Below are 24,297 nucleotides of genomic sequence, written 5' to 3' on the forward strand. Positions count from 1 at the left end.
ATAATCTGAAGCCGGGAACAGCCTGATGAAACATTTATCCTTTGAACCCTGTCTCGCCGCCGGGGTTGAGATCCGTGACGTGGAGTTCGGCCGATACAACGAGATCGGCGCCCGCTGTAAAGTGGTCAACAGCCGCTTGGGCGATTACTCCTATATCAGCGACGACTCCGACGTGATCAACACCGAGATCGGTCGCTTCTGCTCCATCGCTGCCCACACTCGCCTTAATCCCGGTAATCATCCGGTGGAGAAGGCCGCCATGCACCACTTTACCTACCGCAGCTCGCTCTATGGCTTTGGTGACGACGATGAGAGTTTCTTTCAGTGGCGTCGCGATCAGCCAGTGTCGATCGGGCATGATGTCTGGATTGGACACGGGGCTGTGGTGCTGGCCGGGGTCACTGTCGGTAATGGCGCTGTTATCGCGGCCGGTGCCGTGGTCTCCAAGGATGTGGCGCCCTATACCATTGTTGGCGGTGTGCCCGCCAAGCCGATTCGCAAGCGTTTCAGCAGTGAAGTGATCGACGGCTTTGAACGTCTGGCCTGGTGGGATTGGTCCCACGAACAGCTGGCCGAACGGCTGCCGGACTTTCGTGCGCTGACCGGAGAGGCCTTTCTGGCCAAGTATCTGGATTGACATCGGGCAGTCAAAAAAAAGCAATCAACTCGCAATCAAACGAACATATCTAGACAACCTCAGTGTCACAAAGCCCCTCTAGGATGGTCTCCATGCGATCACAAGAGGGGCAAATCATGCCAGCCATCCAGATTACCGACCTGCAGAAATCCTTTGGTTCTGCTCGGGTTCTCAAGTCGATTTCTCTGAACGTTGAAGAGGGAGAGATGGTCGCCCTCATCGGTTCGTCCGGTTCCGGCAAATCGACGCTGATGCGCCACCTGTCCTGTCTGACGTTGGCCGATAAAGGCAGCCGTTCTCAGATCGAAGTACTCGGTGTACCGGTTCAGCACAAGGGCCGGGCCAGCAAGGATATCCGCCGTACCCGGGCCCGGGTGGGCAACATCTTCCAGCAGTTCAATCTCGTTAATCGGCTCAGTGTTCTGACCAACGTCCTGATCGGCGGGCTCAGCCGCGTGCCGGTATGGCGCAGTATGCTGGGCTGGTTTACCCGTGAAGAAAAGCTGGAAGCACTGCAGGCGCTGGAGCTGGTGGGGCTGCGGGAACATGCCCTCAAACGTGCCTCCGAGCTTTCCGGTGGTCAGCAGCAGCGTGTTGCCATCGCCCGGGCGCTGATGCAGAAGGCGGAGGTGATTCTGGCCGACGAGCCCATCGCGTCGCTCGACCCGGAATCCTCCCGGCTGGTGATGGAAACCCTGGAACGAATAAACCGGGAGCTGGGCATCACCGTCGTTGTGACTCTGCATCAGGTGGATTACGCACAGAAATACTGCCGCCGTGCTGTTGCGTTGCAGGGCGGCGAGATCTTTTTCGATGGACCGATTACTGCCCTGGACGGGCAGATGCTCAGTCGCCTTTATGGCACTCAGATGGGCTCGGAGCCAGCACCTGAACCGGTCGCGGTTTCCTCTGCACGCCCCGCGTATGAACTTAATCCTGCTTAATATTCCAGTTTAGGAGTCTTTAATGAAACTCAAAAAGCTGTTTTCCGGCATCACCGCCGGCCTTGCGATGACCGCGGCACTGACCGGTGCTCAGGTTGCTCAGGCTGACGAGATGAAAGCGCTGAACTTCGGCATCATCTCCACCGAATCCTCACAGAACCTGCGTACTGTCTGGGAGCCGTTCCTGGCCGATATGTCTGAAGATCTGGGTATGGAAGTGAAGCCGTTCTTCGCCTCCGACTACGCTGGCATCATCCAGGCGATGCGTTTCGACAAAGTCGACGTGGCCTGGTACGGCAACAAATCCGCCATGGAAGCGGTGGATCGCGCCGGTGGCGAAATCTTCGCGCAGACCGTCGACGTATCGGGTAACCCGGGTTACTGGAGCCTGCTGATCGCGCACAAGGATAACGATGCGATCAATAACGTGGACGACATGCTGGCTCAGGCCGACAAGCTGGCTTTCGGTAACGGTGACCCGAACTCCACCTCCGGCTTCCTGGTGCCGGGTTACTACGTGTTCGCCAAGAATGGGGTTGATGCCAAAAAAGCGTTCAAACGGATGACCAACGCCAGTCACGAATCCAACTTCCTGGCGGTGGCTAACGGTCAGGTGGATGTTGCGACCAACAACACCGAAAATCTGGCCCGTATTAAGGTGACCCATCCTGATAAATACGACCAGGTTAAGGTGATCTGGAAATCACCGCTGATCCCGTCCGACCCGATCGTCTGGCGCACCAACCTGCCGGAAAGCGCCAAATCCAAAATCTATGACTTCTTCATGAGCTATGGCACCACCGGTGATGCGCAGGAGCTGGCCGTACTGGAAGCACTGCAGTGGGCTCCGTTCAAAGCGTCCAGCAACGATCAGCTGCTGCCGATCCGCCAGCTGGCCCTGTTCAAACAGCGCGCTTCCATCGCCAATGATGACGGGCTGTCCGCCGAGGACAAAGAGTCTCAGCTGCGCGAAATCGATGACAAGCTGGCGGCTCTGAACCGTCGTATGGATGCCCTGGAAGCGGCTTCCGCTAACTGATCGACCTGCTTAACCGGCACCCGCTGTGGTGCCGGTTACTCCCGCTTATTGTTAGTCGAGTTCATTCCATGATCGAGTCTAGTGCTCACAATCTGACCCTGGAACGCAAACCGTTCAACTGGATCGCGGCGATCAGCTGGATGGTCCTGTTTACCCTGTTGGGCTGGGGTTGGGACGCGGCAGAGATCAATCCGCTGGTGCTGATCACCGAAAGCGGCAACATGGCCGAGTTTGCGTCCGATTTTTTTCCGCCGGATTTCGGTGATATCGGGTTTTACCTGGAAGAGATGGTGATCACCATCCATATCGCGCTTTGGGGGACGGTACTCTCCATCATCCTCTCAGTGCCGTTCGGAATTCTTAGTTCAGAGAACCTGATGCCGGTATGGGTGTATCAGCCGGTGCGACGTCTGATGGATGCCACCCGTGCGATCAACGAAATGGTGTTCGCAATGCTGTTTGTGGTCGCGGTGGGGTTAGGGCCCTTTGCCGGGGTGTTGGCGCTGTTTGTTCACACCACAGGTGTCTTGGCCAAACTGTTCTCGGAAGCGGTGGAGGCGATCGACCCACGTCCAGTGGAAGGGGTGCGTGCCACGGGCGCCAATATGCTGGAAGAGATTCTGTATGGCGTTATCCCTCAGGTCCTCCCGTTGTGGATCTCCTACTCACTCTACCGGTTCGAATCCAATGTCCGCTCCGCAACAGTGGTGGGCATGGTCGGTGCCGGTGGCATCGGCGTGATTCTCTGGGAAAGCATCCGCGGTTTTCAGTTTCAGCAAACCTGCGCCGTGATGATCGTAATCATCATCAGCGTGACGCTTACCGACCTGCTGTCTCAGCGGTTGCGCAAGGCATTCATCTGAGATGAATGCACTCACTTAGGGACTTGTATAGACAAATGGCTTTATATCGGAAAATCGCAACCCAGTTGCGTGATGAGATTATTTCCCAGTATAGCGCTGGCGACCTGCTGCCGCCGGAGAGCCGTCTTGCCGACCGCTTTTCCGTGAACCGGCATACGGTTCGGCGAGCCATTGACGAACTGGTCCAGGATGGACTGGTGCGTCGTTACCAGGGGTTGGGTTGCAAGATCGTCCAAACCCCCATCGATTATGCACTGCATGACCGTGCCGCGTTCTCCCACAACCTGAACCAGATCGGGCTGGGGCTGGAGACCGAGGTGTTGCGTTCTGTGGTCACCACTTTGCCGGCAACGCTGGCACAGCAGCTGGATGTGTCACCAGATACCCGTATTCACGAGCTGAAGACTCGCCGCCTGATCGAGGGGGAACCGGTCTGCCTGATCCGGCACTACCTGTTTGGTCTGCCGGAGGATGCTCTGAGCGCTTTTGAGGGCGGCTCCCTTCACCAGTTTCTACGGGAGAACTGGGGTATCGATCTGCGTCGTGGCACCACCCGCCTGCGTGCGCGAATGCCCACATTCGAAGAGTGTGGCCAGTTGTCGATTACCCGGGGTGTGCCCGTGATGGAGGTCCATACCCGCAACCACTGCCGTGGTACCGATGAGCTGCGTGAGTACTCCATCGCTCGCAGCCGCAGTGATCTATTTGAATACAGCGTGGAACCCAAACCATGAATACCGCTATTGAACAGCGTCAGCACTGGATGTCGGTGCTGGCCAAGGCGCCTGTTGATGAACTGCTCGGCCTGTCCGAAGACGCCATCAAGGAGGTGAGCTTTGATGTGATCCGGGCGCCCGAGGTTGGGCTAACCCAGGTTCGTGCCCGGATGGGCAATAAAGGGGAGCGTTTCAACCTGGGCGATATGACACTGACCCGCTGTGTCGTGCGCTCGTCACTGGACACCCTGGGATACAGCTATATTGCCGGCCGTCATAAAGACCACGCTCTGCGTGCGGCCCAGCTTGATGCGCTGTTACAGGACCCGCAGATGGGAGAGGTGATTATGGACCGAGTGGTCCGCCCGATTGAAACCCTGCTCCTGGAAGCGGAAGCGAAAAAACGTCGCGAGACCGACGCCACCCGTGTCGACTTCTTCACGCTTGTAAGGGGGGAGGACTGAAATGGCCGATACCCAACTGCAAAAAGGGTTTGATGAGCCGGTCCGTGATGCTCAACAAGCGTTCAGACAGCTACTCAAAGTTATGAGCGAGCCGGGGGTGATCCGTACGCTGGATCATGCTGATGCGCTGGCCGAGCTTTCACCGGCGGCATTAACCACGCTCCTGTCACTGATGGATCAGACCACGTCGTTATGGCTCAGCCCCTCGCTGGATACCGAGCTGATCCGCACCAATCTCAATTTTCACGCCGGCGCACCCCGAGTGGATCAACCCGCCGATGCCGATTTCGTGATGGCCAAGGCCGGAGAGCTGACGTCACTCGATGGGCTCAAGATTGGTGAACCCGAATACCCGGATCGCAGCTGCACCCTGGTGATTCAGCTCGACCAGCTCGAGGCGGGCGATGATCAACCCGATTTGCTGACCCTGAAACTGAGCGGACCCGGAATACCGGGACAGCGGATGCTCTCTCTGAGCCACCCGGGTGAAGCGCTACTGGCTTATCTGTTGGAGCGGCCTGACCCTTTCCCGCAGGGGCTGGATCTGATTCTGGTGAGTGGTACCCGGGTAGCCGCCATTCCCCGCACGACTCAAGTGGAGGTGATCTGATGTACGTCGCAGTCAAAGGGGGCGAAAAGGCGATCCGCGCCGCCCATGAGCTACTGGCGCGACGTCGTCGCGGCAGCGAGGAACAGCCTGAACTGGCGGTCGCCCAGATTGAAGAGCAGCTGTCGCTGGCGGTGGACCGGGTGATGACCGAAGGCTCGGTTTACGATCCGGAGCTGGCGGCGCTGGCGATCAAACAGGCGGCCGGGGATCTGGTCGAGGCTATCTTTCTGCTGCGTGCCTATCGCACCACGTTGAACCGCTTTTACAGCAGCGAGCCGATCGACACCGATGCCATGCAGGTGGAGCGCCGTATTTCCGCTACCTACAAGGATCTGCCCGGTGGACAGGTATTGGGTTCCACGTTCGATTACACCCATCGTCTGCTCGACTTCGCACTCCTGGCCGAAGGCGAGGCAGCAGAGTCCAACACCGAGGAGGTGGAAGAACGGGTGGAGGAGTCCATGGTCCGTGTCTCCCAACTGCTGGAGCAGGAGGGGCTGATGGTTCATGAGACGGACACGGAGTCCGAGCCTGCCGATATCACCCGCGATCCGCCCACCTACCCAAGTGATCGCAGTGCCCGGATGCAGGCGCTGGTACGTGGCGATGAGGGCTTCCTGCTGGCACTGGGTTACTCCACCCAGCGCGGTTACGGCCGCAACCACCCCTTTGCCGGTGAGATCCGCATCGGCGAGGTGGATGTGAGCATCGTACCGGAGGAGCTGGGTTTTGAAGTGGAGATCGGCTCTATCCAGGTCAGTGAGTGCGAGATGGTCAACGGTTTTACCCGGCTGGAGGATGGCGAGGTCAAGTTCACCCGGGGTTATGGCCTCGGGTTTGGCCAGTGTGAGCGCAAGGTGATGTCGATGGCTCTGGTCGATCGGGCGCTACAAGCCGACAAGTATGACGAGGAGATCAAGTCTCCGGCTCAACAGGAGGAGTTTGTGCTCTCCCACTGCGACAACGTGGAAGCGGCCGGCTTCGTATCCCATCTGAAGCTGCCCCATTACGTGGATTTCCAGTCGGAGCTGGAGTTGATACGCCGCATTCGCAAGGCCGAGGCGGCCGCGCAAGAGGAGGACCAATCATGAGCAGTTCCCCCATCAGAGCGGGCTATAACTTCGCCTATCTCGATGAGCAGACCAAACGGATGATCCGTCGGGCACTGCTTAAAGCCGTTGCCATCCCCGGTTATCAGGTGCCTTTCGGCGGCCGTGAGATGCCCATGCCCTATGGCTGGGGCACCGGTGGTATGCAGGTGACGGCGGCGGTGATCGGTCACGACGACTGCCTCAAAGTGATCGACCAGGGCGCGGATGACACCACCAACGCCGTGAGTATTCGCGCATTCTTCCGTGATCTGACCGGTGTCGAAACCACCGAGCAGACTGAAGAGGCGACCCTGATCCAGACCCGCCACCGGATTCCGGAGAAGCCTTTGCGGGAGGATCAAATTCTGATTTACCAGGTGCCGATTCCGGAGCCGTTGCGCTTTATCGAACCCAGCGAGGTGGAAACCCGCAAGATGCACGCGCTGGAGGATTACGGCGTTATGCATATCAAACTGTATGAGGATATCGCCCAGTTCGGTCATATCGCCACCGCTTACGCCTACCCGGTGCAGGTTAACGGCCGCTTTGTGATGGATCCCTCGCCGATCCCCAAGTTCGACAACCCGAAAATGGACAACTCGCCGGCCCTGCAGCTGTTCGGGGCGGGGCGCGAAAAGCGTATCTACGCCGTGCCGCCCTACACCGATGTGCGCAGCCTGGATTTTGAGGATCACCCGTTCGAGGTGCAGCGCTGGGAAGCCAGCTGCGCCATCTGTGGTTCTGAAGAGAGCTTCCTGGATGAGGTGGTGATGGATGACCAGGGCCACCACGAGTTTATCTGTTCCGATACCGATTACTGCCGGACGCGCCTGGCCCAACAGGAGGAGAGCGCATGAGTACCCAACCTTTGTTGCAGGTGAGGGAGATCACCAAACTCTATGCCGCGAACAAGGGGTGTGCCGATGTCAGCTTCGATCTCTATCCCGGCGAAGTATTGGGCATTGTTGGTGAATCCGGTTCCGGCAAATCCACGCTGTTGAGCTGTCTGTCGGCACGACTGGCTCCGGATAGCGGCTCCATCCACTATCACAACCGGGCCGGTGAGAGTCTTGATCTGTATAGCCTGAGCGAGTCCCGTCAGCGCCAGCTACAGCGCACCGAGTGGGGCATTGTGCATCAGCATGCTCGCGACGGTCTGCGTATGGGCGTCTCCGGTGGCGCCAATATCGGCGAACGCCTGATGGCCACCGGAGAGCGTCACTACGGCAACCTGCGCGGGACGGCCGAGCAGTGGATGTCCGATGTGGAGCTGGATATTGACCGCATCGACGACAAGCCCACCACCTATTCCGGCGGGATGCAGCAACGCCTGCAGATCGCCCGCAATCTGGTGACTCATCCGCGTCTGGTGTTTATGGACGAGCCCACCGGCGGCCTGGATGTTTCGGTGCAGGCGCGCCTGTTGGATCTGCTGCGTCGATTGGTGACCGAGTTGAACCTGGCGGTGGTGATCGTCACCCACGATCTGGCGGTAGCCCGTCTGCTGGCTCAGCGGTTGATCGTCATGCGCCGGGGTGAGGTGGTGGAAACGGGCCTGACCGATCAGGTACTGGATGATCCTCAACACGCCTACACCCAGCTGCTGGTCTCCTCGGTATTGACCCCCTGATTTTGGAGCGAGAAAGATGCAAACCATGATTGAAGTCGAGGGGCTCACCAAGGTGTTCACCCTGCACAACCAGGGTGGTATCCAGCTGCCCGTTTTCAGCGGGATCGATTTCCGCGCACGTCAGAGGGAGTGTACCGTCCTGTTTGGTGAAAGCGGCTCCGGTAAAAGCACCCTGCTGCGCTCGCTCTACGCCAACTACCTGCCCACCAGCGGCAGCATCCGGGTATTCCACCGGGGTGAGATGGTGGAGCTGACCGGCGCACCGAGCCAGACCCTGCTGGATATCCGCCGCGAGACCATCGGCTATGTGAGCCAGTTCCTGCGCGTCATTCCCCGTGTCTCCACACTGGATGTGGTCGCCCAGCCTCTGCGCGAGCGCGGTGTGGATCAGGACAGGGCGCACCAGTGTGCCGGCGAGCTGCTCGAACGCCTGCATATCCCGGAGCGGCTTTGGTCGTTGCCGCCCGGCACCTTCTCCGGTGGTGAGCAGCAGCGCGTGAATATCGCCCGCGGCTTTATCGTCGATTACCCGATCCTGCTGCTCGATGAGCCCACCGCATCGCTGGATCAGCGCAACGCCAGCGTCGTGGTCGAGCTGATCCGGGAAGCGCGTCAACGGGGCAGCGCCATTGTCGGTATTTTTCATGATGCCGACGTGCGAGAGGCGGTTGCCGATCACATCTTCGAAATTGACCCCACCCAGAAATCTGAAAGCAGGGCTGCATCATGATTCTTACCAACGCCCAGATCGTTTTAGCTGATGAAGTCATCAAGGGTACGCTGCACATCAACCAGGGGCGCATTGAGGCGGTAGACACCGGCGTTGTGAGCCTGCCCGGTGCGGTGGATTGCGAGGGCGGCTACCTGATGCCCGGTATGGTGGAGCTTCACACCGATAATATGGAGAAGCATTTCACGCCACGGCCCGGTGTGGCCTGGCCCGGTATGCAGGCGTTCAAGGTGCATGATGCGCAGATGATCAGTGCCGGTATTACCACCGTGTTTGATGCCATCTCCGTGGGCGATGTGGTGGAGGGCAGTGAGCGCCTGAATAACCTCAACCGCATGGCAAACGCGCTGAAGGAAAGTGGCGAAAGGGGGCTGACCCGTGCCGACCACCTGTTGCACCTGCGCTGTGAAGTGAGTCACCAGGATACCCTGCACAACTTCCGGCACCTGCTGGAGTCGCACCCGCCGCAACTGGTCTCGATCATGGACCACGCGCCGGGACAGCGTCAGTTCGCCAATATCGACAAGTACCGCCAGTACTATCAGGGCAAGTACAAGATGTCCGATAGCGAAATGGAAGCATTTATTGTGCGGCAGACGGAAGCCAGTCGGTTATACAGTACTGACTATCGTCGCGCGATTGCGGACATCTGTCTGGATCTGGGTATCCCGCTGGCCAGCCATGATGATGCTACATTGGAGCATGTGGCAGAGTCGCTGGACCACGGTATGGTGATCGCCGAGTTCCCCACCACGGAAGTGGCGGCGCGGGAGGCGCATCGTCAGGGTATGGCCGTGTTGATGGGCGCCCCCAACGTGGTTCGCGGCGGTTCCCACTCCGGCAATGTGGCGGCTCACGCTCTGGCCAGTGAAGGGCTGCTGGATGTGCTCTCCAGTGATTACTATCCGGCCAGCCTGCTGGATGCCGCATTCAAGCTGGTGGCGGATGAGCGTAACCAATACGATCTGCCATCCGCCACGCGACTGGTCAGTCAGCGCCCGGCCCAGGCGGCAGGGCTGGAGGATAGGGGGGAAATAGCCGTTGGTAAAAGGGCCGATCTGGTCTGGTGTGAAGGACTGGATGATCACGCCCATATCCTCCATGTCTGGAAAGATGGCAACCGGGTATTCTGAGGCAAACATGGCGCACCTGTTCTACCTGATGGGGCCCTCGGGCAGTGGTAAGGACTCTCTGATAACAGGGCTTCGGGAGCGGTTGGGCGGACACAGCCCGCTGCTCTTCGCCCACCGGTATATCACCCGCTGTTGGCAGTCCGGGGGGGAGAACCATGTGGAGCTGTCCGAGAAAGAGTTCGATCAGCGCCTGAGATCCGGTTTGTTCCTGATGCACTGGAGTGCCAATGATTGCCGTTATGCGGTGGGGCGTGAGGTGGAACACTGGCTGCAAACCGGTCATTCGGTGCTGGTGAATGGATCGCGCGGGCACCTCGACGAGGCTCTAGAATGCTTTGGTCCGGCGCTGGTGCCTGTACTGATCTGCGTTGAGCCGGAGCAGCTCAGGACACGTCTGATCGCCCGGGGGCGGGAAAGTGCAGAGCAGATCGAAGAGCGCCTGGAACGTAACCGGCTGTTCCGCCAACAGCTGGCAGGGGTGGCCGAGCTGCTCGATAACAGTGGTGATCTGGAGCAGAGCGTCCTGCAGCTGACTCAACTGGTGCAGCGTTACACTGGCCCGGTAAAGAGTGGAGCGCGGGTGGATGCTTGAGTTCCAGTTTATGGGAACGGGAAATGCCGGGGGGGTGCCGCTTTGGGGTTGCCATTGTCCTGCGTGTGATCTGGCTCGGCGCGATCCCACACAGCGCAGGCAGAGTGCTTCTGCAGTGATCCGTACCAACGATGGCGTGTCGTTGCTTGACGCAGGCATCACCGAGCTGGCAGATCACTTTTCCTTTGAAGAGATGGAGCGTGTGCTGTTGACCCATTTCCACATGGACCATGTACAGGGGCTTTTCCCGCTGCGTTGGGCTGAATGTGAGCGGAAAATCCCGGTATACCGACCGGATGATCCGGTGGGGGCGGATGACCTTTACAAGCACCCGGGTGTGTTCGAGTTTCTGCCCCCTTGCGATCCCTTCCGCGAGATCGACTTCGGTGATTTTTGCGTCACCCCGCTGCCGCTGATCCATTCCCGGGTTACTCAGGGATTTTTGATACGAAAAGGTAACTGGCGTCTGGCCTACCTGACCGATACCGTTGGGTTGCCGGATCGGACACTTGCGTATCTGCAAGCGAACCAGCCCGATGAGCTGGTGCTGGACTGCAGTGAACCGCCCCGTGATACGCCGCCCCGCAATCACAATGACCTGAATTCAGCCCTGTCGATCTGGCACGAAACAGGTCCCAGACGATTATGGCTGACCCATATCAGCCACCGCCTGGACACCTGGCTGCAGCAGGGAGGTAGCTTGCCGGAGGGCGTGTTTGTCGCCCATGACGGATTGACGTTGAGCCCTGGCCATGATGCTTGATGCCCAGCTGGCGATCCTCCTCTCGGTGGCGATGCATGTCACCTGGAATCTGATCGCACGGCATCAGCCAGCCCATGCAGTGCCGCTCTGGTGGGTGTTGCTGGCGCACCTGGTGCTGCTGGCCCCCTGGGGGTTCTGGTCGCTGGCTACCCGGGTTCAGTGGAGTGGGGAATTTGTTGCGTTGCTGTGTACCTCAGCGGTGGCGAACAGTGTGTATTTCCTCGGGCTGCGTCAGGCCTATCGACAGGCTCCGGCTGCACTGGTGTATCCACTGGTGCGCAGCTCACCGCTGTTGATCGCGATCTGGAGCCTGCTTCTGTTGGATGAGCGCCTCTCCACGGCGGCCTGGGCGGGTATCGCCATCAGTGTGGCGGGCCTTCTGGTGATGGCACGAAGCGCCGATGGCGGCGGTGATCGGGGCGCTCTACCCTGGGCATTCCTGGCCATGTTCGGCACCAGTATCTACTCCATGAGCGATAAAGCCGCCGTTCAGCAGCTCCCGGATATGGGTGCGGTGATAGGCTTTGTCTCGGTGGGGTATCTCCTCTCCTGGATTACATTGACGCTGCTGCATCGGAGGGAGGAGGGGCGTTGGTGGCCCGAGGCCCGGATTGGACTCTGGCCCATGGCCATTGGCGGGCTTTGTGTGGGTCTGGCCTATGCGTTGGTGGTCTATGCCATGCGCAGCCTGCCTTCGGCGGTGGTGGTGGCGTACTCCAACGCCGGTATCGTAATCGCGGCCCTGATCTCTATCTTCTATTTTCATGAGCGCACCGCCTGGAAAAGCAGACTGATCGGTGCGGTGGTTATTCTGGCGGGGATTCTTTGTTTGAAGCTTGGTTAGCCGCTGTGGGGTGTGGTTAGCACAACAGATACTTTAAGTCCGGACTGACCATCATCCCGGTCCAGAAGCTCTACATCGCTGCCATGCAATTCTGCGATTTGACGCACTATGGAGAGCCCCAGGCCGCTGCCATCACCGGCGTTGGACTGGCGATAGAAGCGCTCGAAGACGCGGGCTTTCTCTTCGTCAGACAGGCCCGGGCCGCTGTCGATGACGCTGATCCGTACTCCCGCTTCGCAGGTGTCGAGGTCAACGGTCACTTCACCACCGGCCGGGGTGTAGCGAATCGCGTTGTCGATCAGGTTGCGTAGCAGCAGACTCAGGTAGAGGGGGTGGCCTGAAACCTGTAGATCGGTCGCCGGGGCATTAAGTCCCAGATCGATATTGCGCTCCAGCGCAAAGTAGATCTGCTCACCAATGGTTTCACGGCACAGGGCGGTAAGGTTGAGCGTTTCGGTTTGCGGCAGTTTATCCTGGGGGTCCAGGCGGCTCAGTTCGAGCAGTTGCTCGACCACACGGTTCATCCGCTTGAGTCCGCGCAGGATCTGATCACCACTGCTGCTACCACCCTGTTCACTAAGCTCCTGGCACAGGTTTTCACAGTGAATCTGTAACGCGGCCAGCGGTGTCCTCAGCTCATGAGCTGCATCAGCCGTGAACCGACGCTCCCGTTCGAAACTCTGCTTTAAACGACGCAGCATCTCGTTGAGTGCGACAACCAGCCCTTTAATCTCCCTCGGCACCTGCTTTAGCTGTAATGGCTCCAGGTGACCCGATCCCCGCTCAGAGACTTCCTCACTGATCGTGACCAACGGTTTGAGGTGCTTTTTGACCTGCCACCAGATCGCCAATCCGAGCAGGGGAAGGAAGATCAGTATCGGCAGGGTGTTGGTGGCGGCAATTTTAGTGGCCAATTCACCGCGCATATTGTCGCTTTGAATCACCTGGATATGGTTGCGTCCCTCCCGGCCCTCCAGCGTAAACATGCGCCACCGCTCCGTGCCGTGGATCATGTCTTGATAACCCAGCGTCGCAGTGGGCTCTATCCATTGTGGAAAGCTGGGGGAGGCGATCAACGGGCGGCTGTTGTTATCCAGAATGCGGTAGGCCAGTTGTTCTTCGTAGGGGTGAGCCAAAGCCCAGTGGCGCTCCCGGTCGACCACGGCGGCCAGACTGGTATCGTGCGGTGCCAACTGCTGGATCAGCCGGGCCATCTGTGCCATCTGAGCGTCGAACAACTCCTCCGCTTCATCCATGGCAGAGTCATAGGCCAGGTAAGCGGTCGTGAGGCCGGAGAGCAGACCAATCGTCAGCAGGCTGAGCGTCAGTGCCCGGCTGATTGAGGTCATGCGGGGGCCTTGGCGATCATGTAACCGACCCCGCGCACGGTGCGGATCAGTTCCGGGGCCAGCTTTTTACGTAGATGGTGAATATGAACCTCCAAGGTGTTGCTTTCGATCTCGGCGCCCCAGCCGTAGAGTGACTCCTCCAGCCGTCCCCGTTCTAGAATACGACCGGCATTTTCGGCCAGGGTCAGCAGCAGCCCATATTCACGACGGGACAGCGTAACGCCTTGGCCACAGTAACTCACCTGCTGGCCTGTGGTATCGATAGACAGTCCGCCCACCTTCAGCAGGGTATCGCTGAAGCCCTTGTAACGGCGGGTGACGGCCCGCAAGCGAGCCCGTAGTTCGGCCAGATCGAACGGTTTGAGCAGGTAATCATCGGCACCGGCGTCGAGACCGGCGATACGATCCTCCACTGCATCCCGGGCGGTGAGGATCAGTACGGGCAGCTCCTTTCCTGCTTTACGCAGGGTACTGAGCAGTTCTATCCCATCCATGCCGGGCAGGCCCAGATCCAGTAGTACACAGTCGAAATGCTCCAGATTCAGGGTATGCCAGGCATCTTCCGCATTGGTGACCCAGTCGGCGGTATCGCCCGCCTTGTTGAGCGCCGCCGCGATACCTTCGCCAAGCAGAGTGTCATCTTCCACAATCAGGATACGCATGGGACTCCTTAACCCGCCTGCTCGATCAACGATTGAATCTCCTGACGGCGGCCACTGTCTGCCCTGGGACGCAATTCGCGGGCGGGTGCCTGCAGGGCATGGTGCAGGGCTTCCAGCCCCTTTTTATTCTCGCCCTGGTCGAGCAGGTAGCGGCCGTAAAAATAGTTGTTATCCATGCTGTCAGGTGCGATCTCCAAAGCCTGCTTGAACAGTGCCTGAGCCTTTTCTTCATCACCGAATCCGATCGGCCAGCCCGGTACCTCATGATAGAGCGTTGCCAGACTGGTCAGTGCGGAACCCTCAAGCGCGGCCGGATCAATGGCGATCGCCTGCTCGAAAACTTCACGCGCCTGTTTGGCCAGTTTAAGGCCGCCCAAGCCCCCGCTGGCACCCGCCTGAGAGCTTAGCACGATCCCTTTCCAGATCAGCCACTGCACCTGATCATTGCTCTTATCGAGCTTTTCGTCGATTGTCGAGACCAGCTTTGCGAATGCGTCTTCGCGCTGCTTCTCCGGCCTATCGTACTGGATCTGTGCCCACTGACGCTGAACGCTCAGCAGTTCATCGGTGGATGCCGCTTGGGTTACACCGGTAAATAACGGTAGCGCTAGGATGAGCAGGGTCAGCAAAGAAGTAACTTTACTCATGATTCGGCTCCTGTACTCTCGGTGTTGGCCAGGGGTTTAATCTTGCTGAGTTGTTTGCGCAATACGGCACTGATCAGCTCCGGCCTGAGGCCGTTGAGCCGCACCAGCAGCCGTTCGGGCCAGCCGATGGCGGACTGAGACTTTCCGGAGCGAAGCTGGGCCAGGGCGGCTTGAGCCACCCGCTCGGGCGTGTCGCTTTGCGAGCCGGTGGCTTCCAGCATCGCCTGGGCTCGGGTGGAGTTGATAGAGGTGCGAGTGGCGCGGGGAGCGAGATACTGTACTTTCAGTGGAGTATCACTCAGCTCCCGGGCCAGGGCTTCACTGAACAGGCGCAGTGCGCCCTTGCTGGCGCAGTAGGTGGTGTAGCCGGGGAACCCGATGGCGCCGAAGGCGGACCCGATATTGAGAATGCGTGGTGCGCGTTCCCGGTTCTCCATCAGCAGCGGCATCAGCGCACGGGTCAGCAGGATCGGTGCCGTGATATTGGTGGTGATCAGTTGCTCGATCATCTCGGCCGACTGCTGTTCGAACAGCTCAAAACGGCTGATACCGGCGTTGTTGATCAGGGTATCGAACGCGCTGAACTCCCGGTGAATGAAGTTCACCAGTTTCATGCGGTCCCCTTGTTCGCTCAGATCCGCGCTGCAGGTCTTTACGCTGGATGCACCGTTTTGCAGGCAGCGAGCGGCAAGGTCTGGTAGCCTGGTTTCGCTGCGCCCATGGAGCAGCAGGTTGGCGCCTTCCTGAGCCAGGGCCAGCGCCAAAGCGGTGCCGATACCGCCGGAGGCCCCGGTGATAAGAACATACCGATGTTGAAAGTCCATAGTCACTCCTTACTCAGTCGGCAGGGCACGGAAGATATCGGCGTAGAGCCGATAGAACACCCGCGCGCAGTGGATAATCTGAGCCTGCTCCTGTTTCGACTCGATCCGGTTCATCAAGCCTTCAAAAAACTGGATATGGTCCTGGTCCAGGGAGCCGTGGGAGCGCAGGTAGCTGAAGGCGCTATCAGGCAGGCCAAGCTTGTCCTGAATGATGTGTGACAGCGGTGTAGCCAGCTTGACGCTGGTTCCTTCCAGCACCTGGACCATGCCGAAAAATCCCACCGGGTTGACCCGCTGGATCATGTCGTAGGCGTAGGCCACCATCAGCTCGGTTTCTATCGACGGCTGGCTGTTTCGGGCTGCTTCCCGGTCTATACCGCAGGCCACCAGGTCATCGAGAATCCACTCCTGATGCCCGGTTTCCTCTTCGATGTACTCCGCCACCGCTTCGCGCAGCCATTCGTGGCTGGGTGGCAGCCGGCTACCGCAGGCCATCAGCAGGGGCAGCGTGTGTTTAACGTGATGATAGGCCTGATGCAGAAAGGCGGTGTACTGGTTGAGGGTGATCTCACCGAGCTGACAGCCTTGGATGATCGGCGCGTCCAGCAGGTACTGGCGTGCAGCCTCGGTTTCATGTTGCAGATGCTGGTAAAAGTTCATGATCGGTTAGCTCCCGACAGAGATTTCAAAGGGGTAGATAGAAGGGGGGGGTAGAGTGAGTCGATTTCGGCCTCAAACTGCTGTGCAATCCGGTCACGGCGGGGGCGGCCATTCAGGGTGTAGAACCCTTGCTCCGGGGTTAGTGGTTCAGGTAAACGGTACCAGGCGCCAACCTGTGCATAGTCGGGCAAGTCACGGTTGAGCGTGTCTCGGTAGTTTTCAATCTCTGTGTCCGTCAATGTGGGGGCATGAATCAACAGTGCGTTGTAGGGGCGGGCTTCGCCAAACAGAACTGCCTGCTCCACGCCGGGCCGGGCCAGCCAGTCTGACTCGATCCACTCCGGCGACAGGTTGCGGCCAAAGCTGTTGATAATCACGTTGCGGGAGCGTCCGGAGATCTGGATCTGACCATCGAGCCCGATGGAACCGATATCGCCGGTATGAAACAGCTCGCCGCACGGCTCACTACCCAGATAGCCGAGCATCGTGTTGCCGCGGATTATCAGCTCCCCGCTGCCATCGGTTTCGATACCGACATGGCTCAGCGGATAACCGGCACTACCCAGGCGCTGTTGGTCCGGGGTGTTCAGGCTGACGACGGAGCCTGCTTCGGATAGACCATAGCCTTCGTAGGCGGGAAGTCCGCAGGCGTGAGCCCGACGCAGCAGACTGGTGCCGACCCGCGCGCCGCCCACAGCCACAAAACGTAGGCTGGACAGTGAGTGGCTGCTCGCCTCCATATGGTCTGTCAGCAGCGACAGGACCTGGGGCAGGGTGATGAACGAATCGGGTTGCAGCCTTTGCAGTGTCGAAAAATAGGGCTCCACATCCAGTCGGCTGGATCCGCCGAAACCCAGTGATGCCAGTTCGGGCAGGTAAACACAGGCGCCCATCAGCAGGGCGCTGTATACCCCTGCCACATTTTCCAACAGCGTGGCCAGGGGAAGCGCGCATAGATGGGATTTGAGCTTCAGGCCGGCAAGGCGGTCACGCAGGGCATAGGCCAGATTAAACTGATTATCGACACTCAGGCACACGCCTTTGGGGCTGCCGGTGGTGCCGGATGTAAATGTGATTTTGGCCGTACCCGGGTGCAGCGCCGGCTGGCTCGCCGGTTTGATTCTCGATATGACCGGGCCCGAGCACTCCACGGTGATCAATGTATCGATGCCCGCGCTGGCTAGTACGTGTCGGGTCTGAGCGTCGGAAAAGAACAGTGGAAGCGGCACCAGTACCCGACCCAGCTTCGCTACTGCCAGATCGGTGAGAATCCAATGGATACTGTTATCGGCCATCAGGGCGATCCGTTGCCCCGCTTCAACGGACAGGCGATCAGCCAGTCGATCAATCTGCTGAAGCATCTCGCTCCAGCTCAGCTCCCCGTTGGAATCAATCAGGGCAGCCTGATCGGGGTGCTTCTCGGCATGACACCGCAGGTCAGTGAAAAAAGAGTGGGTCATGATGCTTTGTTCCAGCGGAAGGGATGGTAGTGACAGGTGTGGGCAGCAAGGTTGAGCATTGTCCCCGTTGCAGTAAATGTTCGGTACTGAGAGGGATATTGGCGGCGACCACCATCGGTTTACAGTCGTAGTAACGTCCCCAGTCGCTACCGCTGTGATAAAGCTTGGAGGCCTCGGCTTTTGCCAGCGTATGCAACTCGATCCCCAGACGCGCAAAGCTGTTGATCAATGTCGGGGTCAGGGTCAGAACCGCCCAGTCCAGCTCGAGGTGGGCGAAGTAAAAAGCGAGCAGGATAATCAGTTTGCGGGTAGAACCGGTCCGGGCGGTGGCCAGGTTGCCAATCTCCACGATCTGGCGGCGGGAGACCGGCGTCCCGGCAACGGTGCTGACACAGTTCTCTACGGGCCGCTTGAGGTAGCTTTCCAAAAACAGTGTCCCATCGCTTGCCTTCTGAAAACCGGCGGCGGCCAGCAGTTCCCGGTTTGCGGTGTGGGTGCTGACCAGAGTCGGCAGAAAGTCACGGACCCGGGCCGCGTGTACAGCGGCGAATCGTTCTTGAATGAAACGTTCTATACCCGGGCGGGTCGGGGCATCGCCATCATGCAGCGCCAGGGCGCTGAAAGTATCGGATAGTACTGAAGGTCGGTTCATGCACGGGCTCCTTTTCATACCCGTGCAGGCTAAGGGGAGAAACTTAAAGAACCCTTAAGAGAAAAAGTATTTTTCGGAGCGCCCTCAATTCTCTGGGCTATACTCAAGCCGTTAACATATCTACCCGAATTGGGAGGTCGATTATGTTCGGATTAAAAACGGCAACAAGTACCGTATTAGTCGGCATACTGCTGTCGGCACCGGCTTTTGCGGCGCATTGTCCGATGGATGCCAAGGCGATTGAAAACGGTCTGGCCAATATTGAGGTTAGTGACCAAGAGCGCTCCACAATTATGAAGTTGCATGAAGAGGGGCTGGCCGCCCATAAGGCGGGGAATCATGGCGCAGCTGAGAGCAAGCTGGCAGAGGCGATGCGCATGCTGTTGAATGCCACCGCGATGTAAGACACCGGCACTCCGGCTGGGTTAGCAGAAGGCCGCCATCCTTCCTGGGAAGGGGCGGCCTTTTTCGTCAGGGGGCGATATCAACCTGCTTCAACAGCGCGCCCTGAAAGTACGGAGCCGTATCGGCTTCAGATGATCGACATCAGCACCTTTCTAAAGGCGTTAAGCTCATCGTCAGAGAACTGGCTGAATACCTTTTCCTGCTCCTCGGCGGCGAGCTCCCACAGGCTGGCGGCTTGCTCCATCCCTTTAGCAGTAATGCGATAACAGTTATCGGTCAGGGCGACGAGTCCTTTGCGTTCCAGAATTTCGGCGGCGTTCTGGATCTCCTCGCGGGGCATGTTGACCTCTTTAAGCAGGTCGTCGATGCAGAGCTGACGATCCTGTTCCAGCACCATCAGCATGCGCGCTTCGCTGGTACGCAGTCCGGTGGAGAGCTGAAGCGGCTGGTAGTTGGCCTGATAGGCGCGAACGGCCTGAGTCATCAGGTAATAAAAGTTATTGTTCAGGCGGCCTTCCAGCGCCTTGATACCGGGGGCTTCCTCTTCAGCCTTGGCCGGGAAACGCTGGTGCGGGATCACGGCAGAGTAGCTGCCCTGATGATACAGCAGCGGCGCACGGCCGATATCCTCAAAGCCGACCACTTTGCCGATCAGGATCCAGTGATCACCACCCTCGACAACTTCGTATTTCTCGCACTGAAAGACGGCTGCGCAGTCACGCAAAACCGCGGCACCTCCGGCTCCCTCGTCAAACTCGATACCGGCGAACTTGTCATCGCTGGGCTTGGCGAAGTGGTTGGACAGGTCGATCTGGTCGGCGGCCAGGATATTCACGGCAAAGTGGCTGGCCTGTTCGAAGACTTTAAAGCTGCCGGAGCGCTTGTCGATGCTCCAGAGAATCAAAGGTGGATCAAGGGAGACTGAATTAAAGCTGTTGGCGGTTACGCCCACGCGCTCGCCATTGGGGGCGGTGGCGGTTATTACGGTGATGCCAGTCGCAAAGTTGCCCAGCGCACGGCGAAATGCTTTAGGGTCAAATTCGGTTTGGGTCGTCATGACAGCTCCTGGGTGTTGGGTACGGTGGCGACGCTCGATCGGCGTCAAGCCTGTTGTTATCGGTTTGCAGAAAAGAGCAGAGGGGCACAGCACCAGTACGGTACGGCCCCTTGATGGATGGTTGCCTTAGAGCAGGGACGGATCCGGCTCCAGGCCCAGCAGTTCGCGACCGATAATCTGAGCACAGACGTCGTAGTCGGTGTAAGCGTGAGCCGCGGTCATATTGGACTCGCGCCACAGGCGCTGGCCTTCGCGATCCACATACCAGTTAGATGCCCCCATCACTGCCCATAGACGGTTAACCGCTTCAACACACATCTTGATGGCGTAGGCCTGGTTGGTGCGCCAGTGCGCCAGGGTGTAACGGTCCGGGTATTCATGACGCTCACCGTACTCTTTATGCTCCTGCCAGGTTTTTTCCAGGTAGGCACGGGCCGCGCTGACCTGCTGGTAGGACTCGGCAATGCGCAGGATCGGCGGAATAGAACCGTCAACCTTGGCACCGGTATAGGCACGTACGCGGTTCTTGGTCAGGTCTTTGTAGACCTCGATCATGCGCTCGGCAACACCCAGGCTCATGGCGGCGAAACCACAGGCGAAGTAGGGGCGGTAGGGGGTGTGGAAGATCTTGCTGTCCGGGTAGAGCGGGCGACCGGCATGGCGGCCTTCCATCATATCCTTGGCCGCCTGGATACGATGCTCCGGTACAAACACGCCTTTGATATGAGCAGTCTTGGTGCCGGAGCCCTGCATCGCTACAGAGTACCAGTCATCGATGATGGTGAACTCGCTCTTGGGGATAACTGCGAAGCTATAGACCTTCTCATCGTTAACGATTCGGTTCAGACCGACAATAATCCAGTCTGCATGGTCAACGCCGGAGCTCCACTTCATATCACCGGTGAAGATGATGCCGCCTTCAGTCTCTTCGTACTTACCGAACGGGGCGATGGAGCTGGAGGCGACGGCGTCCGGGTTTTCACCCCAGAACTCCTCCTGAGCTTCCTTACTGAACATGGCCATCTGGTGGTTGTGCGTGCACAGCAGGCTGTAAGCCCAGGCGGTAGAGCAGCAGGCACCGGCCAGCGCGGCGATGCAATCAGTGAACTCCGGCAGGGACATCTCAAAACCGCCGTATGCCTTGGGCAGGAATGCGCGGTTCAGCTGAATACCATGGAGCATATCGATGTTTTCCTGCGGAACCATGCGCAGCTCTTCAGCCTTGGAGGCGTTGGCGCGGATTGCAGGCAGAATCTCTTTGAGGCGTTCCAGCATAGGGTTTTGCTGTGTCATCGTTATTCTCTCTTTCGTCTCGTTATTTTGGTCGTCCGTCCGCCGGATAGTCAGGGGGGGCTGGACAGCAGCTGAGTCCGTTCTGAATGATGAAAGTATTGCGTGAGATGGGTGTGCAGGAAATGTAATTATCATCTCAATTATTGTACTTTTCTGTATTATTTGTATCTCTTGCAGATAAAAAACGGCCCGCATACAGCGGGCCGAATAGGTAGACAACAGATGATAGGGATGAACACTCAGAGGCGGCTTGAGCCTGGCGCAAACTCATCGGTAACAGAAGCCTGGGGCCCAGGTACCGATGCACCAGATTGCTCGGATACCGGGAAGATAGCGTTGATCTGTCCGGTGCCGGAGCTGCCGAAGTAGGGGGTGACGATCTCAGCCGGTTGGTCGTAGTCAGACCACCCCAGCGCGCCCAGCATCATCGCGGTATCGTGCATAAAGCCCTCTCCGTGGCCTTTGGCCGCGTACTCGGGCAGCATGTCGCAGAAGGTTTTCCAGTCACCCCGTTTCCACATCTCGACTACTTCGTTATCCAGCGTTTCCAGGAACGGGCTCCAGACTTTGTTGGCAAATTCCGGTGCCTGGCCGTTCTGTGCAAAGCGGTGAGACAGGGAACCACTGGCAAAGAAGGCCACGGTACCGTCGTAGTGCTCTTCCACCGCCTTGCGCATGGCCCAGCCCAGCCGGGCAGAGTCGTTCAGGTAGTGTACGGTGCACATGGCCGATACGGAGATTACCTTGAAGTGGCGGTCTTCGTTCATATAGCGCATGGGCACCAGGGTGCCGTACTCCGGATCCAGAGTGGTGTTGTCATGGGCCAGCGTCTCGACGCCCTGCCTGTTGCACTCCTCAGCCAGGATGCGACCCAGCTCGGGGTTACCGTCGTATTCAAACTCCATATTGGAAATGAAGTGGGGCAGCTCGTTACTGGTGTAGTTACCGGCCCAGTGGGGCGCGCAGTTTATATGGTAGTTGGCGTTAACCAGCCAGTGAGTATCAAAGACAACGATGGTATCCACACCCATCTCGCGGCAGCGGCGGCCGATCTCCTTGTGGCCGTCGATGGCGGCCTGACGGCAGCCCTTCTGGGGGCCATCCAGTTCCGACAGGTACATGGAGGGGACGTGCGTGATTTTCGCGACCAGTGCCAGTTTTCCCATGATAGTGACCTCTTTCTACTTATTCTCAAACGCTCAACCGTTGGCCCCGGTGAACAGGGCGCGATCACAAGTTGGGATTATTATTAAACCGGTCGTATCAGTTGAAAATGTAAAAAGACGTTTATCTATTGTACTTTTCAATGGTGGGGTTTTGTCGGTTGGGTGTCAGCATGTATTGGCCCGGGGCAATCTGCAGTTTCACGCGTCGTCGGTTGTTAACTGTCCGCGCCAATGTCCGGCCAGGTACTCCTCCCGAGTCACCTTGTGAATCAGCGGGATAACGGACCGCATCAAGGCAGTTTTTGGCCGCTCGGCCGCGGTGGTGATGTACACGTCACGCCAGAGCGGTGGATCGGTAATCTCCAGTGCATGAATTTGCCCGGCTCCTTCCAGGTGATAGAAGGAGGAGGAGGGGCTGAGCAGCAGGCCGTAACCGTCGGCAACGTATCGTAGCGTGGTCATTAGCTGGCCAAACGCGGGTTTGTGCCGGATGCTGACGCCGGTTTGCAGCTCGTACTGGTGCAGCAGGTAGCCGAGGGAATCCTGGCGGCCGGTGACGATCACCTCATGATCGGCCAGCTCCGCAAAACGCAGGCACGTGCGTGATCGTAGCGGCAGTTGCCAGTCCGGCTTGGGATCCGCACCCATGGCCAGATAGAGCCGCTCACGGAACAGCTTTTCTCGTCTCAGGCGTGACATGTCACTACCATCCGGTGAAGAGATTGCCAGATCGATCTCGCCGGCCAGCAGCTGCTGCGACAGGCTGTAGGAGAGACCCGCGAAGAGGTCGAGCTGGATCTTGGGGTAGTGCTGTTCGACCTGGGTCAGCAGTGGTACCGAAACCACATTGCCGATCGGCTGAGTCATACCGATCACCAGGCGGCCGCTGGGCTCCTCTTCCGACTGGCGGATATCCAGCTTGGCCTGTTCGACCTGACGCAGGATCGACTGGGCATGGGTGTGGAACAGCTGCCCACTCTCCGTCAGCGTTACACCGCGATAATCGCGCTCGAACAGCTGCGTGCCGAGTTCATGTTCCAGATTGTCCAGCTGCAGACTGATGCTCGGTTGCGCCACCCCGAGATCACGGGCGGCCCCTGCAATGCTACACAGTTCAGCGGTTTTGAGGAAGTAGATCAGCTGCTTGGTATTCATCCTCTGAGGGTATAGGAAATATATTGAAGGGGGCAATAATCATTTTGGTTTTTGTTGCGCCGGCACGTATTTAATATGTTAACTAACCTGCAACGAAACCAAACGAGGACGATGATGGAAAACTTAGACCGTTACTTTGAACGTCCGTCGAGATTCGGCGAAGCGGAGTGGAGTGCGCGGGTCGATCTGGCGGCGATGTATCGGATTTTCGCCTATCTGAAATGGGACGAATCGATCTACAACCATATCTCCCTGCGTGTACCCGGCGAACCGGGACATTTCCTGATAAACCCGTTCGGGCTGCACTACAGCGAGGTGACCGCCTCCAATCTGGTCAAGATTGACATCGATGGCAACATCATTGGTCACTCCGACTGGCCGATCAATCCGGCCGGGTTCACTTTCCATAGCGCTATCCACGCCAGGGTGCCCGACGGGCACTGCGTGATGCACGTGCATAGCACACCGACGTTGGCGGTGTGCTGCCTGGAGGAGGGACTCTCCTACAGCAATTTCTACGCCGCGCAGCTCTACGACAAGGTTGCCTACCACGAGTTCGAAGGGATCACGGTACATATGGATGAGGGGCAACGGATTCTCGACAGTGCGGGTGACAAACCGGTACTGATGCTGCGCAACCACGGACCGGTGGTGATCGGAGCCAACCTGTCGCAGGCACTGGCGTTGATGTGGCTTGTGACGCGTGCCTGCGAAGTGCAGGTGGCGTCTATGGCGATGGGGGCAGTGCGTGAAATTCCAGAGGAAATCTTGAAGAAATGTACCGCAGACTCATTGAACTTCGATCCCAAGTTTGGGGCCGGGGAAGATGTGTTTGCGGCGATGAAACGGCTTGTCGAACGTCAGGATCCGTCATTCAAACGATGACATGAGGTGGTGATGATAAGGGTATG

General features: G+C 58.4%; 28 protein-coding genes. 17 read left to right on the plus strand and 11 right to left on the minus strand.

Annotation, left to right across the window (positions count from 1 at the left end; translation table 11 throughout):
* Window positions 1-25 precede the first annotated feature (25 nt).
* The 15 genes from G403_RS0115740 to G403_RS0115810 all read left to right on the plus strand — a co-directional run bounded on the left by G403_RS0115740 (window position 26) and on the right by G403_RS0115810 (window position 12,056).
* A complete protein-coding gene (locus G403_RS0115740) occupies window positions 26-637 on the plus strand; it encodes a DapH/DapD/GlmU-related protein (protein WP_036234137.1) in 612 nt (203 codons plus the stop codon).
* A gap of 116 nt (window positions 638-753) precedes the next feature.
* Window positions 754-1,581 (plus strand): phosphonate ABC transporter ATP-binding protein, encoded by an 828-nt coding sequence (phnC, locus tag G403_RS0115745; protein WP_084404068.1) that lies wholly within the window; start codon window positions 754-756, stop codon window positions 1,579-1,581.
* Window positions 1,582-1,603: 22 nt separating this feature from the next.
* On the plus strand, window positions 1,604-2,620 hold the full coding sequence (gene phnD, locus G403_RS0115750; protein ID WP_036234140.1) for a phosphonate ABC transporter substrate-binding protein: 1,017 nt from the start codon (window positions 1,604-1,606) through the stop codon (window positions 2,618-2,620).
* A 68-nt stretch (window positions 2,621-2,688) separates the two neighbouring features.
* Window positions 2,689-3,483: a phosphonate ABC transporter, permease protein PhnE gene (gene phnE / locus G403_RS0115755; RefSeq protein ID WP_027854842.1), complete on the plus strand. Its 795-nt coding sequence runs from the start codon at window positions 2,689-2,691 to the stop codon at window positions 3,481-3,483.
* Between the two features lie 35 nt (window positions 3,484-3,518).
* The gene (gene phnF, locus G403_RS0115760; protein ID WP_036234143.1) at window positions 3,519-4,217 is read left to right on the plus strand and encodes a phosphonate metabolism transcriptional regulator PhnF; all 699 of its coding nucleotides are present in this window, start codon (window positions 3,519-3,521) and stop codon (window positions 4,215-4,217) included.
* Window positions 4,214-4,663 (plus strand): phosphonate C-P lyase system protein PhnG, encoded by a 450-nt coding sequence (gene phnG, locus G403_RS0115765; protein WP_027854844.1) that lies wholly within the window; start codon window positions 4,214-4,216, stop codon window positions 4,661-4,663. The genes phnF and phnG overlap by 4 nt, the downstream gene beginning before the upstream one ends.
* Before the next feature lies 1 nt (window position 4,664).
* Window positions 4,665-5,273, plus strand: coding sequence for a phosphonate C-P lyase system protein PhnH (gene phnH, locus G403_RS0115770; protein ID WP_027854845.1), 609 nt, complete (start codon window positions 4,665-4,667; stop codon window positions 5,271-5,273).
* Complete coding sequence (locus G403_RS0115775) at window positions 5,273-6,364, plus strand: carbon-phosphorus lyase complex subunit (RefSeq protein ID WP_027854846.1); 1,092 nt, start codon at window positions 5,273-5,275, stop codon at window positions 6,362-6,364. The genes phnH and G403_RS0115775 overlap by 1 nt, the downstream gene beginning before the upstream one ends.
* Window positions 6,361-7,221: an alpha-D-ribose 1-methylphosphonate 5-phosphate C-P-lyase PhnJ gene (locus G403_RS0115780; RefSeq protein ID WP_027854847.1), complete on the plus strand. Its 861-nt coding sequence runs from the start codon at window positions 6,361-6,363 to the stop codon at window positions 7,219-7,221. Before G403_RS0115775 ends, G403_RS0115780 begins: the two co-directional genes overlap by 4 nt.
* Complete coding sequence (gene phnK, locus G403_RS0115785) at window positions 7,218-7,994, plus strand: phosphonate C-P lyase system protein PhnK (protein WP_027854848.1); 777 nt, start codon at window positions 7,218-7,220, stop codon at window positions 7,992-7,994. Before G403_RS0115780 ends, phnK begins: the two co-directional genes overlap by 4 nt.
* Window positions 7,995-8,010: 16 nt before the next feature.
* A complete protein-coding gene (gene phnL, locus G403_RS0115790; protein WP_027854849.1) occupies window positions 8,011-8,724 on the plus strand; it encodes a phosphonate C-P lyase system protein PhnL in 714 nt (237 codons plus the stop codon).
* The gene (gene phnM, locus G403_RS0115795; RefSeq protein ID WP_027854850.1) at window positions 8,721-9,857 is read left to right on the plus strand and encodes an alpha-D-ribose 1-methylphosphonate 5-triphosphate diphosphatase; all 1,137 of its coding nucleotides are present in this window, start codon (window positions 8,721-8,723) and stop codon (window positions 9,855-9,857) included. The genes phnL and phnM overlap by 4 nt, the downstream gene beginning before the upstream one ends.
* A gap of 7 nt (window positions 9,858-9,864) precedes the next feature.
* Window positions 9,865-10,449 (plus strand): ribose 1,5-bisphosphokinase, encoded by a 585-nt coding sequence (gene phnN / locus G403_RS0115800; RefSeq protein ID WP_036234146.1) that lies wholly within the window; start codon window positions 9,865-9,867, stop codon window positions 10,447-10,449.
* Window positions 10,442-11,212: a phosphonate metabolism protein PhnP gene (gene phnP / locus G403_RS0115805; RefSeq protein WP_027854852.1), complete on the plus strand. Its 771-nt coding sequence runs from the start codon at window positions 10,442-10,444 to the stop codon at window positions 11,210-11,212. Before phnN ends, phnP begins: the two co-directional genes overlap by 8 nt.
* Window positions 11,202-12,056, plus strand: a complete 855-nt coding sequence (locus G403_RS0115810) for an EamA family transporter (RefSeq protein WP_211232701.1) — start codon at window positions 11,202-11,204, stop codon at window positions 12,054-12,056. Before phnP ends, G403_RS0115810 begins: the two co-directional genes overlap by 11 nt.
* Here the strand turns inward: G403_RS0115810 and G403_RS23600 are convergent.
* Genes G403_RS23600 through G403_RS23610 form a run of 7 tightly spaced genes read right to left on the minus strand, consistent with a single transcriptional unit; the run spans window position 12,053 to window position 18,310 of the window.
* Window positions 12,053-13,405 (minus strand): ATP-binding protein, encoded by a 1,353-nt coding sequence (locus tag G403_RS23600; protein ID WP_051299135.1) that lies wholly within the window; start codon window positions 13,403-13,405, stop codon window positions 12,053-12,055. The two genes, G403_RS0115810 and G403_RS23600, sit on opposite strands and share 4 nt — an antisense overlap.
* A complete protein-coding gene (locus G403_RS0115820) occupies window positions 13,402-14,067 on the minus strand; it encodes a response regulator (protein ID WP_027854854.1) in 666 nt (221 codons plus the stop codon). Before G403_RS0115820 ends, G403_RS23600 begins: the two co-directional genes overlap by 4 nt.
* Before the next feature lie 8 nt (window positions 14,068-14,075).
* The gene (locus G403_RS0115825) at window positions 14,076-14,714 is read right to left on the minus strand and encodes a tetratricopeptide repeat protein (RefSeq protein ID WP_027854855.1); all 639 of its coding nucleotides are present in this window, start codon (window positions 14,712-14,714) and stop codon (window positions 14,076-14,078) included.
* A complete protein-coding gene (locus tag G403_RS0115830) occupies window positions 14,711-15,538 on the minus strand; it encodes an SDR family oxidoreductase (protein ID WP_027854856.1) in 828 nt (275 codons plus the stop codon). The genes G403_RS0115825 and G403_RS0115830 overlap by 4 nt, the downstream gene beginning before the upstream one ends.
* A 9-nt stretch (window positions 15,539-15,547) precedes the next feature.
* On the minus strand, window positions 15,548-16,198 hold the full coding sequence (locus G403_RS0115835; RefSeq protein ID WP_027854857.1) for an iron-containing redox enzyme family protein: 651 nt from the start codon (window positions 16,196-16,198) through the stop codon (window positions 15,548-15,550).
* Complete coding sequence (locus G403_RS23605; RefSeq protein WP_051299136.1) at window positions 16,195-17,658, minus strand: AMP-binding protein; 1,464 nt, start codon at window positions 17,656-17,658, stop codon at window positions 16,195-16,197. Before G403_RS23605 ends, G403_RS0115835 begins: the two co-directional genes overlap by 4 nt.
* On the minus strand, window positions 17,636-18,310 hold the full coding sequence (locus G403_RS23610) for a thermostable hemolysin (protein ID WP_051299138.1): 675 nt from the start codon (window positions 18,308-18,310) through the stop codon (window positions 17,636-17,638). The genes G403_RS23605 and G403_RS23610 overlap by 23 nt, the downstream gene beginning before the upstream one ends.
* 143 nt (window positions 18,311-18,453) lie before the next feature.
* On the opposite strand from G403_RS23610, the gene G403_RS0115850 reads away from it, so the two are divergent.
* Window positions 18,454-18,714 carry a hypothetical protein gene (locus tag G403_RS0115850; RefSeq protein WP_036234149.1) on the plus strand — a complete coding sequence of 87 codons (261 nt, stop codon included), beginning with the start codon at window positions 18,454-18,456 and terminating at the stop codon, window positions 18,712-18,714.
* 128 nt (window positions 18,715-18,842) lie between these two features.
* Here the strand turns inward: G403_RS0115850 and G403_RS0115855 are convergent, their stop codons facing one another.
* The 4 genes from G403_RS0115855 to G403_RS23615 all read right to left on the minus strand — a co-directional run bounded on the left by G403_RS0115855 (window position 18,843) and on the right by G403_RS23615 (window position 23,386).
* Window positions 18,843-19,772, minus strand: coding sequence for a p-hydroxyphenylacetate 3-hydroxylase reductase component (locus G403_RS0115855; protein ID WP_027854859.1), 930 nt, complete (start codon window positions 19,770-19,772; stop codon window positions 18,843-18,845).
* Window positions 19,773-19,898: 126 nt separating this feature from the next.
* On the minus strand, window positions 19,899-21,065 hold the full coding sequence (locus tag G403_RS0115860) for a p-hydroxyphenylacetate 3-hydroxylase oxygenase component (RefSeq protein ID WP_027854860.1): 1,167 nt from the start codon (window positions 21,063-21,065) through the stop codon (window positions 19,899-19,901).
* A gap of 239 nt (window positions 21,066-21,304) precedes the next feature.
* Window positions 21,305-22,231, minus strand: coding sequence for a 3,4-dihydroxyphenylacetate 2,3-dioxygenase (gene hpaD / locus G403_RS0115865; protein ID WP_027854861.1), 927 nt, complete (start codon window positions 22,229-22,231; stop codon window positions 21,305-21,307).
* A gap of 198 nt (window positions 22,232-22,429) precedes the next feature.
* Window positions 22,430-23,386 carry a LysR family transcriptional regulator gene (locus G403_RS23615; RefSeq protein WP_051299140.1) on the minus strand — a complete coding sequence of 319 codons (957 nt, stop codon included), beginning with the start codon at window positions 23,384-23,386 and terminating at the stop codon, window positions 22,430-22,432.
* Between the two features lie 114 nt (window positions 23,387-23,500).
* Between G403_RS23615 and G403_RS0115875 the strand changes: the two genes are divergently transcribed.
* On the plus strand, window positions 23,501-24,271 hold the full coding sequence (locus tag G403_RS0115875; protein WP_156899725.1) for a class II aldolase/adducin family protein: 771 nt from the start codon (window positions 23,501-23,503) through the stop codon (window positions 24,269-24,271).
* Window positions 24,272-24,297: the final 26 nt, after the last annotated feature.

The sequence above is a fragment of the Marinobacterium litorale DSM 23545 genome (assembly GCF_000428985.1).
In the GTDB taxonomy this organism is placed as follows: domain Bacteria; phylum Pseudomonadota; class Gammaproteobacteria; order Pseudomonadales; family Balneatricaceae; genus Marinobacterium_D; species Marinobacterium_D litorale.